Source organism: Parapedobacter composti (genome assembly GCF_900112315.1).
In the GTDB taxonomy this organism is placed as follows: Bacteria; Bacteroidota; Bacteroidia; order Sphingobacteriales; family Sphingobacteriaceae; genus Parapedobacter; species Parapedobacter composti.
Genome location: NZ_FOLL01000033.1, coordinates 1 through 16,497 on the forward strand (window position 1 = coordinate 1; position 16,497 = coordinate 16,497).

Sequence of the window (16,497 nt, forward strand, 5' to 3'; positions counted from 1 at the left end):
TGCGGAACACCCCCCGGCAAATCGCTGGAAGGCATTGGTTATCCGGATCAAAACAAAAGTAAATTGGTGGCAAGCGCAAATCCACAGGTACTACCCGACACCGATGCGCAGACAGATGGCGCTAATCATCCAGCTTACTTTCAGCTACATCCGATTGGCCGCCTTCGCCATCGGCGTTTCACGGGCGTCGCTATTCCGCAAACCCGCCCTGCCCAGCGGCTTAATCCAAATGTTTGTGCATGACCGCAGGAATGCCGTGTTCCGGCGCAGGGCCGTGTCAGGTACATGGCGGCATCATCAATGCCGAAAGGCCATCCCGAAGAATGGGTAGCCTTTCCGGTGCGGTCAGCCGGCAAAAGACCAAACGATCGTCACTGACGCAAGTAAACATTAACAATAAATAACGGAGGTTATAATGCTTTCAAGACTAAGAAGCAACTGGCTGACAATTACCTCAGCCATATGTACCCTAGCAATCGCTTTTGGTGCATTTTATTATAGCGTTGCATCGCCCAAAAAAGTAGAAGAGCGAAAAGCGCTGGTCAATGATTGGTATTTCAATGGAGAATCTGCCGCTCAAATTTTGCAGCCGAGCGCATGGCAAACAACCCCGCCAAACGAGCAGTGCAGTAACTCTCCAGCGCTACCATTACCCTGCCACTTCATCACCGATGAGCCGTTGGCCGATGCCAACGAGCTCATGGCGTACTTTGAAGACCGGTACGGAGACGACGTGGAAGCAATTACAGCGGATGCCGATACCCGGAAGCCCGAACCGTGATTAAAGCAACGCAACCAAAAGCAGCCTCCTCGGATTCCTTCCAAGGAGGCTTTTTATTGGATATAATCCGTCATCGCGGATTCTGCGGCATTCCGGAAAGGGCAATGATATCTTCCGGCAGCGGTAATGCGTACCTCGGATCATGAGGTGGCAGGATACGTGTGTCCCCATTGATCACCCGGGTAAGCGATATCTCCGCTCCTCCTATATTTAACCGTTTCACATCATACCATCTTAAACCACGGAACATGAGCTCTTTCCTTCGTTCCGTTAACACGAGATGTAGAGTCTCATCGGCGCTCGTGGGCACGATGGGATTATATAAGGATACGCCTTCTCGCACTTCGTACCTTGCGGTTAGTAACGTGTTCAAATCGGTCAATGCCTCATACCAATTACCTTGTCTTGCATTGCACTCCGCCCGGATGAGATACATTTCATCGGTAGCCAGCCCCCCAAACAGTGCAACCCATCCCGAATAGCGGCCTCTGAAACCATATGTGCCATCGGGATTAGCCTGAAAAAACAGCTGTTTGCGTAGGTCCGCATCATCAAACAATTCTACAAGGTCTTGATTCACTTTTCCTCGGCTTAGATTCATAATCTGTCCGGCATCCATCTCATAATGGAAAATTACCTCCTCGTTGTAGGCAGGTATAGGGTACTGAACCGTGCCATCCAATGTATTGTAATCTAGCAATACATCTTTTATTGCAAGGCATAAATCAGCGTATAACATTGCATCCTCATAGTTCCCCATATACAGGTATACCCTGGCCAGCAATGCGTATGCAGACGATTTCGAAGCCCTTACTACATGAGTAGCGGTCTCGGGAAGTAAGCCGATCGATTCTTTTAAATCACCTATGATAAACTGGAATGTATCATATAGATTAGCCCTTACCGACGGGATGTTAAAATCTGTCGTCGTCCGGAGCGGCATCCCCAGCAGTCCCTGCGCTTTAAGCTCATCATATGCGGGCGCCCAAATCAGACTCGCATGAAACAACGCCGCAGCCCGGTAATATTTAGCACTACCTTTTATGTTGTCAAACTTAGTTGCCGTTCGGTTGTCGCGCGTCATTCCCTCGAGATGCTCGAGTACCGTGTTGCAATAGTACACCGCCTGACTGACCACATTCCAATCGATCGATTCATTAGAAAAAAGCCCTTCTTTTTCCCACATATAGATTCTCCGATGCCATTCAGACGTTAGCGACGACAGATCCTGATCTGTCACATAAAACTCCTCGCCACTGATTGCTCCCGCATTCGGAATGGTCGTGAACAGCCCCCCATAATCCATCAAGGCTTGTAGATCGTCAAGGCTGGATGGTATTGTGAGTCTTGCATCCGGTTTGACGTCCAGGAAGTCGCCACAGCTACAACAGGCCAGCATTACTAAAGTGGTTAAAACTTGTGTTGTATTGCGTTTCATAATAATTATAATCTTGTTACCTAAATTGAATATTATAAATCAATGCGCAGTCCAAACGTAGCGGTAAACGGTGCGGGAATGCCGGTCGAGGTCGCTGATGAAAAGTCAGGATCGATGGGCTGTTTTGTAGCCTTCCATATCAAACCTAAATTACTGAAATTGAGGTATACATTTACCCGTTGAGCCGGCAGCCGGGGGAAAGCCGCTCGCGTAAACTCGTAGCCAATATTCACATACTGGAACCGGATATGGTCTCCGTGTTCCACAAACGGCTCGGCAAAGGGATAGAAGCTTTCCCATGCTGCTGGCATTGGATAAATCATGGCTGGCACATCGGTGTATCGCTCATCACCGGGCTGTTGCCATCTGTTGTAAAAATCGCCATGTCCGCGCCAACTTCTGAATAGGTCTGAATAGCTTATCGTTTGTCGCCTGAAATAATAACCAAATTTATACAAAAGCCTTACTGACAAAGAGACGCCCCGATAAGACAATGTATTACCTAAAGTTCCAAAACATATGGGTAGCGTAGAGCCGTGGTAAATCAGATCGTCAACCAGTACGTCATTGCCCGTCAAAGCTCGGTAGTCAGTGCTGGGTTCATCGCCCAAGTATCCCATCGGCTGGCCGGTTTCCGGATTAAGGCCAGCCCAGCGGTAAGAGAACATTGAGCGCACCGGTTTGCCTGTTATACCAGAAATTAGGTTGCTGTATGCGACAAACCGATTACCGCGCCGATCGCGCAAATAGTAGTCGGCTACTTCCTCCTTATTGACACTCACATTTAAGTGGGATCGCCATCCCAACTTTCCTTTCAAATTGATTGTATTAAGTTCCATATCCCATCCATTGCCAACCATACTAGCGACATTTTTAGTAATGGTATAGCCGATACCTGTCGTGTAATCCACAGGTGCCGGACCATACAGATTAGTGCCCTTCTTCCGATAGTATTCCACACTTCCCGAAACCCTGCTATCCGTAAAGGCAAAATCAAGCCCAACGTTCAGCGTAGAGACGGTTTCCCACGCCAGTTCGGGATTGGCGAAATTGCTGAACGTTGCATAGGGAGCTTGAGTAATTTGTGCCAGGGTTGGTCGGTATTGGATGGTGGTAAGGGCTACCATGTCGGGATTCACATTACCGCTCCGGCCGTACGTGCCACGTAACTTCAGTTGTGGCAACCATGTCGCGTTATAGAAGGTTTCCTTTGAAACATCCCAGCTTAAGCCTGATGACCAAAGGAGATTCCATTTATCGTTGGTATTCAAGCCGAACATATTTGAGGCGTCCCTTCTACCGCTCAGTGAAAAAGAGTACTTTTTGCTGTATACATAAGCCGCATTCGCATAGAATGACACATAACGGTCTGTTGTATTCGCAAGCCGCTTCTCGTCCGGAATGAAGGCATTAATACCAGATATATAATCCGGATACTGATGATTGTAATCCACGTTGGCAAACGTGAGGATATCACTGTCGTAACCGTAAAATCGGTTGCTGCTGCTCGTAGTGTTTACAGATCTCACTTCACCGCCGACGATAGCCGACAGACCGTGTTTTTCCCAATCCCTGGCGAAATTGAACTGGCCGCGAACGTTGTGTGATTGAAGCAAGCTTTCTGACAAGTCCATTACTGCGCCAAACGGAATTGCCCGTATCAGCTCTCCATCTGCACTTCGTTGGGAAAACCGGTTTATCAAATCCCTTGCAAAAAAGCTCTCTTCACCCCGTAAGTTCCTGCCATTCCGCTGCTGACGCTCATATTGATAGTCTATCGAAGCACCCAAGCCTACCGGCAAGGTATAGCGCAGTCCCGCATTGGCAAGCAAGCTGGTTAACGAGGTTGTGTTGATGACATGCCTGTAATCTTCTAAAGGATAATATCGCCAATCCAGCAGCCGTGGATCCGCCTCCGTATCAAGGAAGTGTTTCCGAACCTGTTTGATCACCGGCAATGCATTTCCGTTTCCATCGGCCAGTTCTGCATAAGGGAACAGCCCGTTATTCATTGCGGTGACCTGCCCATACCCTTCTTTTCCACTTTCTGTACCGCTTTGGGTATAGTACAATCCGGAATTGATACTAAAATTCTTCCAAGGCATAATGACATGCTGTATCCGCAGATTCAACCGGTCGTATCGGGCATTCAGATTGTCTGCGTTGCGATCATATCCGGCCGAAAGATTCCAGGCCGTTTGGTCTCCACCCTCGCGTATGCCCAGAAAATACTGCTGATTCCACGCTCTTTGATAAACATAATTATCAAAGTCATGGCGGACGTCCACGTTGCGCAGCCTATCTATCTCGGCGTCGATCAAAGCTGCCTCATCTGCCGTGGCCCCTTCCCGCCAGAGGAGAAGCTCAACCACCGGAGATAAAGCCGGCTTACTTCTGTTGTTTATCTGGGCAGTATAGTATCCGGCATTATACAGCATTTGCTCCACGTCAATGAAATCGGAGGCCGCTATCTCCCGAACGTAGAACAAGTCCGGCTTAGCTCTAGTGGTTACGTTGCTGTTGAATTCAATCCGAAGCGGTTGACGCAACTTACCCTTTTTTGTCGTAATCACGATTACACCGTTGCCTGCCCTCGCCCCCCAAATGGAAGCCGCCGCTGCGTCTTTCAGTATGGTAATGCTTTCCACATCATTGGGGTTGATGTTTTCCAAATTGCCCTCGTACGGAAAATTGTCCAGCACGATGAGCGGCTGGGTGGGTCCTTGGATAGTACTGAGCCCTCGGATCAATAATCTTTCGCCACTCCCTGTCCTATCCACCTGTAAGCTATTGGCTACCGCTTCGAGTCGGCTAATGACATCTGTTCCTACTTGTTCATTGAATGTCTTTTGGTCAACAAAGCCAAACGAGCCGGTAGCCCTTTCTCGGGGCAGCTGTTGATAACCTGTAGAGACGACCACTTCATCCAGCACATTGGCTGTGGGGGTAAGTTGTATGATGAGCGGCAGATCACGCACGGGCAACGAAACAATCGTATCTTTAGGCTCGAAACCGATTGCCGCGATGCTTAATAGTATCCTTTTTTCTTCATGAGGCACTGCGAGCAAAAAGCTTCCTCCATCATCTGACGCAAGCTGCTGTTGCCTGTATTTAACTGTTGCACCCGCTATACCCTCGTGGGTGTCTCTGTGCATAACCATAGCCTGCATAACGTGCTGAGCAAAGGACTGACTGGTTAATGCAGCAAGAATTATTGTCAAAACGCAAGTTAAAAGTGAATTCATAAGAAACGGTTATGTTGATTTTTAGTTAGTTGTCCCTGATGACAAACACGGGAAGTTTACGCTGTGCTTCGACCAATTCAAAACCGCACCGTGCCAGCTCCTGTCTGGCGTGCGTAAGGTTTCTGAAAGCTGTGTCCCCTATTTCAATCATCCCACCATATCCGCTTTCATCGACGACGGGATAATTTTGTGTCACCTCCGGTTTATTCAGCATTAAAAGCATAGCTGTGTGTTTCAAAGATTTACTGCCGCCTTCCGGCAAAGGTCGGCTGGACACTGCGTTACTAGTCCGTCTGAGCACAAAGCACTTGACATTCCTGTATTCTATAGAAGCATGGTATCCGGAAAAATTATTGATGGTAGAAAGGATGCAGGAGTCCAGATGGCCTGCGTTGTCAAATGGAACCATTACGTCAAATGTATACAGATTGTCGCTCTCCCAGTCCATCCTTGAAGTGTCAGTCACGCCGAACTCATAAGAGAGCCCTTCAGGCTTGGAAGTTTCAATAACCAGCTGCTTGCCGGACATTTTTTCGCCCAGTGCCCAGAATAATCTCCTTGCCAATGCTTCATAAATAGTAAGTAGGGGGAAGTTTACAGCAGCTCTTCCGTAGATAACCCCGTCGCTATGCCGCGTAATGTTTCTCGTCGGTAGGCCCCGTTGGTGCCCTTTGATAAGCATGGCGTGGTAAAGCACCTGATTAGCATTGACATGCTCACTGAGCAACAATGGCCGTTTCACGTCGATTGTCAACTTTTCGACCAGTGAGTCATACTCACCGGAAAGCGCAGAGGCAACATTTTCGCGCGTGAGCTGATGTGATTCCGTTACGGCAAATACCGAACCCTCCGAGTTAATCCAAACATAGTGAGGAACGCTATTATAGCGAAAGAACGCCTTCAGCAAGCTATCGTTCACCACCGAAGACAAATTCAGTTCTTTTACTTTAGCATTTGAGCGGAGAAATTTCTCAACCACCAGCCCGACATCAGACGTCACTGGGAGTATCATCAGGTTATCGGAAAATTCACGTTGCAACCGATACACTGCCGGCATCGCTACGATACAGCTCGTGCACCAGGTACCCCAGAAGTCCAATACAATCAGCTTGCCCCGGTAGTCATTGAGCGTGATGGCTTCCTTGCCTTCCGGGTGGTTTACCACCTGCAGGGGCAGGTGCCACAGGTATTCGGGGATGGTGTCGCCGATTTTGAGCGGTATAATGTCTGCTACTGCCGTAGCCGCAGGGTCCGCCTCTTGGGCGGAGGCCTGCTTCACGGCATACAAACACATGATCGTTACTGCAGCCAAATAGGCTGAATATTTTATCTTAAGATGTTTAAATTTAAATTGGATAAGGGCATAGTAGTCCCATAAGCGTAAATTTCGCTTCATTGATGTAAAGGATTAAACTTTTCATAAAAGGTTAAATAACATAAAGTATTCCTTTACGGCCGGGCGCCCTTTTGCCGTTAGGATGGAGTAGCCAAAAACCCCTCCGACCCTACTCCGGGGCTGAAATAAGATTTTTTAGATGTTGCTTCTTGGTTTGGTGATGCATGTTGTTCGTTCATAAAATGAACGAACCCTTATAAGTTCAGGTTTTCCCCTCAAAGAGGGGGGTTGACTGCCTACTTATCGCCGCAACAGAGGCTCCGCTAGGGCCCGCCTACTCGTCGCCTGGGGCCAACTTTCAGCTTCACCGGTACGAGACCGACTACCATACGTGATGAAGTAAGCGCCAACCCATACCCCAGGAAATACCTTTGTACCTCCAAAGGTAGGAGATTTGGCGCATTACTCACACTCGCATGGTGAAATTTAGCGGATTTCTATTGCGAGGGTTCGTTAATATTATCCTTTAATCAATATGTTCTATATCCTTCTCTTTAGCCAAATTTATTGTTTTACAGAAGCAAACATAGAAAACTATCTTAAAATAAACAAGAAAAATCGTTAATAATGTGGACACTTTCTTGATTCTTTTTGCTCCATTATGGAGTCAAAAGAAAAAGAAACGTCTACGATTGTCGGAAATCACCTAAAATCTTTGCTTACACAAAGCGGGATTACAATAGTAGGTTTAGCCCATGCTATTGATATGTCTGTAAATCATTTACGAGCAATAAGGGCTGGCAAAGCGTCCATATCAAGCAGGACAGCAGGTAGAATTGCCGATTTTTTCAATATTGAAGTTAGCCAGTTGTTTTCACCCAAACCTATAAAGATTAAAAATGCAAAGACCATCCCCACAATAAAGCGATTTTATGAAGAAAACGCTGATAATGCACAATTTTTTATTAACAGAAGAAAAGAGAATAGTTTAATGAATTTTTTACGTACAGAGTTGTTAAGATCTAAATTTCTCAAAGACGAGCATGATGTCGGGGAAATTCGAAAACATTGTAAAGAAACCTATCAACGGAGTTTCACGAGTAAAGCACTCTCTGCGCAGCTATTGAGGTTGGTTGAGGAAGGGACACTTTTAAGGCGTGATAAATTCGGTAATGGGTCGGTGTACCTGTATAAATTGGCGACCAATGGTAAAAGACACTAACAACAGCAAACATTATAATTGGGGCAATCTGTGCGATGGCTGGCACTTGGTAGATTCCCCTACGCTTAGTGTTATTCGGGAGAAGATGCCTTCGGGCGCTTCCGAAAACTTGCATTTCCATAACAATGCACAACAGTTTTTCTTCATATTGAGTGGCATGGCAAACTTCGAAGTCGAGGGTGAAATTTTTGAAGTTCATGAAGGCCAGGGATTTCATGTTCTTCCAAAAAAAAAGCATCGCATTTTAAATAATAAGGATACGGTACTGGAATTCATTGTAATTTCTGAACCTAAATCACACGGTGATAGGATTAATCTTTAGTTGTAAAGGTCTTTTGATAACTTATTGATTTGATTACAGGTAGCTCGAAGCTCAATAATGGAAAACAATTGGCGAAATAAAACCTTAGAAGCGCTAGAAAAGCGAAGTTTTGGCAATCCCACCGAAGCCCCCACCCCATTGACAAAGCGTTGCCTTGAACTATCCAAAAAGCCATTGAATGAATTCTCTGTGGAAGATTTGAGGCTTATGATTGGACACGGGTTTTCATTGGATTACTTAATCCCTTTAGCTATTGATTACTTAAAAGAAGACTTATTAGTGGAGGGTGACCTCTACCCCGGCGACTTGCTTAAAAGTGTACACTCGGTGGATGAGGCATTTTGGGAAAGCAACCCGAAATTATGGAAAGAGCTGAATAGATTGATTAATGGTAAAGAGGTAAGCTGTGAGATTCACAGACATCGTTTCACTCCATTTAACTGTAAGTCAAGTCGATAATTTTGAACCCTTAACCGTTCTTTTGATTCATCGTACATTTCTCCCACTTCATCCCAAAAAGGAGTTTTATCGGATAATGAGTTGACGACGTCTATGGGCGCTTTGCCACTCAAGGAACTGTGGGCCCTGAACCAATTATAGTGAAACTGCCATTGTGATAGAAGGTCAGGAAGTTCCGGATCTTTGAGGTCCACAGTCGAGTAGAACTCGTCGAGATCGGTACGCTGGGATCGTTCAACTTTCCCGTTCAGGTGAGGGGAACGCGGTTTGACCGGACGGAATTTAATACTATAATCCATCAAGGTTTTCTGGAATTTCTCGGCGAAGAATTCATTGCCCCTATCGGTTTGAATCCGTTGTATGGGAAAAGGCATCTGTTCAAGAACAAGCTCAAGGAAACGTAGAGTGTTGGCCGCTGTCCGTCGTGGGTACAATGCCAATACCTTGAACCTGCTGCAATCGTCTATGGCTGTGTATTGGTAAAGTCCAGGCGCAATCTTACAGACATCCATCTGGACACGATCCCCCGGTACGGGCCTGCTATACCTGTTTACCTTTTTTCTGTATCCACGTTTAATTTTTAGGTACTTACAGTTATGCCGTTCCAGGATTTTTTGTATTGTGGCTGTCGAGAATGAGCGTCCATGCAAACGTTTCATCTCACTTACAATGCTTCTATGACCGAGTTTCCTGCTTTTCCTCAGAATAAGGATATTGGAAATATCTTCGGGAGTTATCTTGGTTTTGATGCGCTGGGGGCGTCTGCTATGCTCGGATAAACCGGCAACGCCAAGTTGCCTATATCTTTGTACCCACTTACGAAGTGTCGGTCTGCTGATGCCGCAACGGCGGCATACAAATCCTAAATTGGCTGTTGATTCATACAGTTTTATCCAGCCAAGTCGCTTCTTGACATCGCTTTCCATTGTTGTTGTTGATTATGTTAAAATGTGGTAAAGCCGCAGGCTTTTCCATATTTTAACGTAAAGTTATGGAAACGATCTGTATGAATCACACACTATATCCGAATAAGCGGCATGCTTTTATCTGTAACGGGACTAAACGGCAACCAATTCGGCTAGCTTGGCCGACAAGTCTGCCATTGACTGATCTGCTGTGCTCAGGCCACTTCGCGATCCCAGTAGAGGACTGACTTCACGTAGTTCTTCAAAAGTGGTGTTATGCACAATGGGAACCAGTAAATCGCGAGCAAGGAGAGCAGAAAGCTCTTTATCCGCAATGCCCTCATTTTTTACACGTTTAAGAAAGGAAGGCGTTACCAATACGATACCAACGCGAGATTTTGCCAATCCTTTATCAATTTCACGGAGCAAAGACGAACCTAGCAAAACATCCTTTTCGCTGAACCAAACCGTGACACCTTTTGATTCAAGTTGATCATGCAGCTCTTTGGCAGAATCTTTTCGATCATCCCATGCGTGACAAAGAAAAACATCTCGAAGGTCAGGTAAGAACGATCGCTTCTCCACATTTTCGCGAACGGGTGTCAGCGTTCGAATTTCAGCAGGTGTGTAAAGAATTGAAGAACCCGATTTAGCCCAACTCGCCCTAACGCTTCTAGATTGTCCGCTGCTACGGCCTCCATAGCTGTTTGCTGATGAAGAATAAGAGGGATAAGAAGGGTAAGACCGATAACTGCTATAGCGACTTCCACATGCAGGACAATTTGCCGCTGCACTCGCTGTGCGATGCCCATAAACTGGTGCTGTACATCTTGCCATATTTTAATTTTATTTGGATTGATAATTACATAATTGAATTTTTAGCTGGTAAATGTAGGTTTAACTACTTTCCAACCTTTACCATTAAATAGTTAATAAATGCCGAACAGGAAATCAACATGAATTTTGCATCTTCCATTGTTATAGGCGTATCATCTTCTAACAACGCGTGTCTAATCCCACCTTCATCACTGGTATAACCGTATAGCGCGCTAAAAGCGCTTTTCAGCGAACCATGCATTTTATAATCAGCTTCTATCTTGGCCAAAGCCTTACCCAACGTTGCTTTTGAATCGCCCGTCAAAATAATACAAAATGCTTCAACTGCAGAGATGGATTCTTTAATCGAGTTTCGGTAGTCTGGCCTTTTACGATCAGAAAGATATGTAAGTGCCGTACTAAGATGAGTATTTACAGATTGCCAGCGGGACGATGAATTTATAGCCTTTTCGACCGCCGCAATTTCTTCCTCTGAAGTAACCTGAACAACTTTTTCGTCAATTATCCGGTATCCGGCCATTTCCCTTTTCAAAGCTTCATTACAGCTTTTGATGAAACCGAAGTGCAGTGATTGGTTATCAAATCTGGCCAGAAATTCCACTAGATCATATATTTCATACCACTGCGCATCGAAGAACCATGAATTTAAATATTTAAATACAGCTTGGTAGGAAAATGACCGATCGCTAAAGTCGTAATAGTGACTGCCATTATATTGCCTTACTATATCGGATCTTTCGTTAAAAAACTCTGTCCAAATTAATTTGAATATTGTGTCTTTCTGGCTTTCACCTACTCCATACGAAGTATAGTCTTGCAACCGATTAAAAAAGTCTCTTAAGATTACATTCCAAAGCCTATTCTTTAACGCCTTATCAATAGATTCTATTTGAATTACTTCACGTATGCCTGTCTTTCCTATGCGCTGTGAAAATTTCATACAATTGTAATTTCTTATTTATTTTGTCATACTATAGTTCAAAACTCTATACCATTTCGCAAGATCAAGCATACGATTGACCGCAGGCATACAAAGCCCGAAGACAAGGAAAAGTAACGAATACTTACTCGCATTTTACGGGTAGTGGTATTTAGCTTTTACAGTTTTGGCCTTTCCGTTTATAAAGGTCGTTACAACACGCAAGTTAAATTTTCAATTTGATAATTGCAAGAGTGAATTATATATCGAAAATAAGAGATGCTATGGAAAGAAAATCACGGGAAACCGTAGAATCCAGATAATACTTAGATGAAACATAAAACGGAATAGGCCTTTATCTCCCCCTCTTCCGCCATTTTATATATGGAAAGTCTTGGAATGAATTGACTTTTTGTTCGGCTTCTCTTACAGGTGAATTGAATTTAGCGCAATTTCTAGCTTGTAACCACCTGTCGATTTCGGGTTCCGGAATGGCTTTAATGAGTACCTTTTTTTCAACAATGCGGTCTCTGCCAGATGATGGATCAACCACTTTCGATCTATAGACTATTCTACATTGGTTATACCGACTACACAAATGACAGTTCTTAATGCGAAACCCTTCTTGAATGGATAATGCAATACCTAGGCCGCCCAATTTCCTTTGTTGGTTGAATTCGGCTGGAACCATCACTTCAAAGGATGAATCTTCCTCATGCGTGAATTGCACCTCATGACAACTACCGGCCCCATGTTCAATCCTGAATTTATATTCTCCTTCATCAACATACAACAAAAAGCGATCTAATGCATACGATGGTTGATACGTTCGTTTAAAATTGTAAAACCGGATGGCAGAAATGTGCTTTGTCGGATTGGTATTAGTTTTTTGCGGCACGAATTCGCCAATATTTTCCGTAATCTCCTGAATTAGATCTAATTCACTTTGAACATCCAGTTCTATAATTCGGATACCGGAGCTGATCTTATTTTGATCGCATCGATGAGTTACAGCGATTTCCAAGAAAGTAGGCGGACGCTCGGGATGTTCGCTATGCGTTAACATCAGGTCTGCCCTAAAGCCGCGGTAGGTTACTTCTAATTGGCATGTATCGTAACTTTCTTTCAGGTTGACAGTGCGAAGTTCAACAGGAGTACATCTCTTCCAGGAATGGTGTTTCCTGATCCCGCACTGTGCTAAATGAGGACAGCTATTATGTGAATAAAACTTCACATTGAATGTTTGGGAGCCATCAAAGCGTTGTTTAATAACTTGTTTTCCAAGCTTGTGGAGATAGCTCTCCCAGCTGCAGGTGTCTCCTGAATGCCTGAAGTGATGGGCTTTAATGTTTCCTAACACAGCGGTCATTTGTGCACCGCAGCCAACACAGCGATATCGCTGAGCAGATCGAACTTCTCGCGTTATCGTTCCGATGTGGGTGATCACCCCTTCAGGGTTTAGTGCATGTTGGTATTGGATCACTGTGTTAGTTGACTTATAATTGTGTGAGCAAATTAAATAAAAACGTGACTGTTTAAAAAACCGTTACTCCTAAGTAACGGGGTCAGCTTCTGATACGACCCGTTTTCACACTCGTTTTGGCGCATCTACGATGTCGTCTTACATATTAGCGAAAAGCATAGGAAATCATCTTCTGACTCTTATAATCGATGATTGACTTGCAATGCCGCAGTCTGTAAGCCCTGACACTGTTAAAGTGATGTTTTGTGAATTTGCTTGCGGATTAGTAAAAGGAAAATTTTGAGGTACTATAAGCTTTATTTGATCTGACGAGCTTTGCTGAGATACAATGATATTGGGATTATCTACTTGCCAAGTGATGTTTCCGTAATCTTGACCATTTGATGTTTCGAATTGAAAGATATGCTCTGTTCCCACTTCCATTGATACTGTACCTACGATCATTCCGTCCAGTATCTCCTCACCAATTCGTATTGTTTTTGAATAGATATATTCTGTCTGATTATGTAGGTTTTCAAATACAGCAACTAAGTCAACTTGTCCACTATTATTATTTTTCACTAGTGTTACAGACGCTGCTGACGTACTGTCCCCATCGATTCTAATGGAATTTCCATTTCTGATTTCCCACTTCTTAAACGATATAGACGAGTCATTGTCAGCGATAGAGTATGTTTGGCTGTTGCAAAGTATATTTGGCCCTTGAATTATTAACTCGGGACCAGGGCTATCGAAAGTGGTTTGTAAACTTTTAGAAGAATACCTATATTGGCTCCAAGGCTCAACATTATTTTTCCCTCTATATTTAAACTTCACATGACCAGCCTTAACAGTATGAGCCGCGAATGTAATTGTTGTCCATTTGATAGAAGAACCTACTGCAAAAGAAGGGCTAAAATCGTTATTTGAAAAAGACACCGAATCTGATAAATCTATTTCACCTCCACCTATGTCTAAAATAAATTTGCCCTGAACAGTTATATTTGAATTGTCGTTGTTGTATTGCGGCCATCTTCCTAAAGTTGTTGCCAAAACAACTGATTCTGTATTGCTATTATCTTGAACCATCAATTTACCTTGATATAGCCTTTCTTCCGGCGCAGCAAAATCAACATCTGTAATGACATCGAAAATACTTTGACTGTTGGCTATACTAAAAGTTATCAGTACTATAAATACCGTCATTAAGGTCTGTGTTTTCATAGATTATTGAAGTTGTAGGTACAGTTTAGGATTAAATTTCATGTCGGAATAACCTTTAAGAATATACATAGCAATTTCCGAGTCAAAATATATTGCCGATGTGTCAACCCCTAAACTTTTGGATAGTTCAGCCCTAATAGAATCCTCAGGATATTGGGTTCCATTGATTACAATAAATTTAATTGGTTTAACCTCCACCTCTTGCCGGTCGATAATGTCATTTTTTTTGCACGCACTAAAACACAGGAATAGCGCCAGGCATAAACAAAGAAAGTATTTCATGATTTCAAATTTATAAGTAAGTCTAATATCATCCTACTAAATAAGCTAACGAAACACCCGATATCACGTATTGATTACGAGTCGTAATAACCCTAATATGTTGAGTACGAGTTAATATAGTACGAATCGATCCTGTAGGTACTGTGTCTTCTTAACAATCAAATTTCCATTAAGCTTTAAGTCACGTCAGTATTGATTAGTATTGTTCTATAAAGGTATAGTGTTTCTATTATATTTCAAAATATTAGTTCACCAACTTACTACTAACCGATTATAAGCTAGCATACGAGGAACACCAGTGTATTTTTCAGAGTTCCGCAACATCCCAAAAATCGAAACCCGGTATTGCACATATTTATACTTATAACTAAAAGCAAAGCCCCGAAACGGGGAGAATCGGGGCTTGCTAACTAACCAATTATAAACCTAAATATGAAAAGACAAATGTTACTAACTGACTATATAACGCACCCCAGCCCCGCTTTGTTACAGCAGGTCTGTTAAGATATGTTAAAAAGACAATGCAGTGATAAAAAGAAACCCGTTACCTGAAAGATAACGGGAATCCGCCCCAATGGGATTAGGGGCTATCAACCTAAACCTAGGACGAAGATAAGAATTATCTCACCAACTCCAAACCCATCCGGCCATTTCCGCCCGATTAGCGCCATACGATGGCTTCCAGGCCATTACGGAAAACCGTAATGCTAGTGAGCCATGGCCACCTCCCCATTTAAAGGTTGGATTTTAAAATATTAGTTTTTACTTTAGCGAAACCAATCGTGACTTGGGCCTGAAGTAAGTAGATTTTTTGGTAAAAAAGCGACAACGGATTAAATATTGGTTTGGATGAGCGCATTCCGAATTATTGGAGAACATATTGATGATGGCGTGAGTTATCCAAAACACGCATTGCGCATTTTGGATAACCGTAACGTGTTAAACAGCAATATTAATAAAATCCGCAATACAGAAAACCAAGTCAATACATTGATTAACAATCCTCTACAAAACACAATTAACAGAGAGAGTTGCGTGTATTTACTAGTTATATGCAATTTAAGGAACAGACACAATGAAAGAAAACAAGTACGATGATTTGATATTTTTTGAGCAATACGAACAAATGAATCGCTCGCAAAAAGGGCTTGAAGCCGCAGGCGAATGGCATGTGCTCAAAGATATGTTGCCGGATTTTTCAGAAAAAGATATTCTTGATTTAGGTTGCGGATTTGGTTGGCACTGTCGATATGCGATAGAAAAAGGCGCAAGGTCGGTTGTCGGTGTCGATATTTCCGAGAAAATGCTTGAAAAGGCTAAGAAAATAAATAGTTTGCAAGGAATTGAATACGTTAATAAGCCTCTTGAAGATGTTGACTATCCAGATGAAAAATTTGATATTGTATTGAGTTCTTTGACATTTCATTACATAGAATCGTTTGATGTTATCTGCAAGAATGTCTATAACTGGCTTAAACCGAAAGGATGTTTTGTTTTTTCGGTTGAACACCCCATTTTTACAGCATTCGGAAATCAAGATTGGATATATGGAGACACAAGAGAGAAACTTTATTGGCCAGTTGATAATTATTTTAAGGAGGGAAAACGAGAGGCTGTGTTTTTAGGCGAAAAGGTGATAAAATATCACAAAACTTTGACCAGCTATATAAACACATTGTTGAAAAACGGTTTCAAAATCAACGAACTTATAGAACCCCAACCAAGTGAAGAAATGTTGAAAGATTTTCCGGAAATGAAAGATGAAATGCGTCGACCGATGATGTTATTGGTTTCGGCAGAAAAATGAAAAAGAGAAAACTGCATATAACACGGGTTTTGCGTCAGGCGGGGTGACGTACAAACTTGGAGTTTTGTGCTTCTATTCAAGTTCAGTGCAGGTTGACAGTTTTGTGCTCCGAAACCCGCCCGAACGCAAAGCCCGAAAACGTTGGCAGTAATTTTATGAAACTTGTAATCTTCCCCGAAAACAGCTACGAATATTAATGTAGTTTTATAATTTAGGGACAATGAAAAAGAGTAGGTTTAGCGAAAGTCAGATCATCAA

General features: G+C 43.3%; 14 protein-coding genes. 6 read left to right on the forward strand and 8 right to left on the reverse strand.

Annotated features, from left to right (window positions below):
• The coding region (locus BM030_RS19975) for a hypothetical protein (RefSeq protein WP_170845839.1) at positions 1-331 on the forward strand (331 nt) is incomplete at its 5' end.
• Between the two features lie 84 nt (positions 332-415).
• Entirely contained in the window at positions 416-781 is a 366-nt protein-coding gene (locus tag BM030_RS18960; RefSeq protein WP_090975180.1) for a hypothetical protein, read from the forward strand.
• A gap of 70 nt (positions 782-851) precedes the next feature.
• On the opposite strand, the gene BM030_RS18965 is transcribed toward BM030_RS18960, so the two are convergent.
• The 3 genes from BM030_RS18965 to BM030_RS18975 form a co-directional block, all read right to left on the reverse strand.
• Positions 852-2,219: a RagB/SusD family nutrient uptake outer membrane protein gene (locus BM030_RS18965; protein WP_090975181.1), complete on the reverse strand. Its 1,368-nt coding sequence runs from the start codon at positions 2,217-2,219 to the stop codon at positions 852-854.
• A gap of 32 nt (positions 2,220-2,251) precedes the next feature.
• Positions 2,252-5,374, reverse strand: coding sequence for a SusC/RagA family TonB-linked outer membrane protein (locus tag BM030_RS18970; RefSeq protein WP_170845840.1), 3,123 nt, complete (start codon positions 5,372-5,374; stop codon positions 2,252-2,254).
• A gap of 115 nt (positions 5,375-5,489) precedes the next feature.
• Positions 5,490-6,860: a TlpA family protein disulfide reductase gene (locus BM030_RS18975; protein ID WP_090975183.1), complete on the reverse strand. Its 1,371-nt coding sequence runs from the start codon at positions 6,858-6,860 to the stop codon at positions 5,490-5,492.
• Between the two features lie 601 nt (positions 6,861-7,461).
• On the opposite strand from BM030_RS18975, the gene BM030_RS18980 reads away from it, so the two are divergent.
• Genes BM030_RS18980 through BM030_RS20525 form a run of 3 tightly spaced genes read left to right on the forward strand, consistent with a single transcriptional unit; the run spans position 7,462 to position 8,803 of the window.
• Positions 7,462-8,022, forward strand: coding sequence for a helix-turn-helix domain-containing protein (locus BM030_RS18980; protein WP_090975184.1), 561 nt, complete (start codon positions 7,462-7,464; stop codon positions 8,020-8,022).
• Complete coding sequence (locus tag BM030_RS18985) at positions 8,006-8,344, forward strand: cupin domain-containing protein (protein WP_090975185.1); 339 nt, start codon at positions 8,006-8,008, stop codon at positions 8,342-8,344. Before BM030_RS18980 ends, BM030_RS18985 begins: the two co-directional genes overlap by 17 nt.
• Before the next feature lie 57 nt (positions 8,345-8,401).
• The gene (locus BM030_RS20525; RefSeq protein ID WP_170845841.1) at positions 8,402-8,803 is read left to right on the forward strand and encodes a contact-dependent growth inhibition system immunity protein; all 402 of its coding nucleotides are present in this window, start codon (positions 8,402-8,404) and stop codon (positions 8,801-8,803) included.
• On the opposite strand, the gene BM030_RS18990 is transcribed toward BM030_RS20525, so the two are convergent.
• From BM030_RS18990 to BM030_RS19010, 5 genes are all read right to left on the reverse strand, one after another.
• A complete protein-coding gene (locus tag BM030_RS18990) occupies positions 8,758-9,729 on the reverse strand; it encodes an IS481 family transposase (protein WP_090975186.1) in 972 nt (323 codons plus the stop codon). The two genes, BM030_RS20525 and BM030_RS18990, sit on opposite strands and share 46 nt — an antisense overlap.
• A gap of 132 nt (positions 9,730-9,861) precedes the next feature.
• Positions 9,862-10,545: a toll/interleukin-1 receptor domain-containing protein gene (locus BM030_RS18995; protein ID WP_090975187.1), complete on the reverse strand. Its 684-nt coding sequence runs from the start codon at positions 10,543-10,545 to the stop codon at positions 9,862-9,864.
• 64 nt (positions 10,546-10,609) lie between these two features.
• Positions 10,610-11,485: an AbiJ-NTD4 domain-containing protein gene (locus tag BM030_RS19000; protein WP_170845842.1), complete on the reverse strand. Its 876-nt coding sequence runs from the start codon at positions 11,483-11,485 to the stop codon at positions 10,610-10,612.
• Positions 11,486-11,819: 334 nt separating this feature from the next.
• On the reverse strand, positions 11,820-12,911 hold the full coding sequence (locus tag BM030_RS19005) for a competence protein CoiA family protein (protein ID WP_139215956.1): 1,092 nt from the start codon (positions 12,909-12,911) through the stop codon (positions 11,820-11,822).
• Positions 12,912-13,112: 201 nt separating this feature from the next.
• Positions 13,113-14,150: a hypothetical protein gene (locus BM030_RS19010; RefSeq protein WP_090975189.1), complete on the reverse strand. Its 1,038-nt coding sequence runs from the start codon at positions 14,148-14,150 to the stop codon at positions 13,113-13,115.
• Positions 14,151-15,507: 1,357 nt separating this feature from the next.
• On the opposite strand from BM030_RS19010, the gene BM030_RS19020 reads away from it, so the two are divergent.
• Positions 15,508-16,239: a class I SAM-dependent methyltransferase gene (locus tag BM030_RS19020; protein ID WP_090975191.1), complete on the forward strand. Its 732-nt coding sequence runs from the start codon at positions 15,508-15,510 to the stop codon at positions 16,237-16,239.
• The last annotated feature ends 258 nt before the right edge of the window (positions 16,240-16,497 follow it).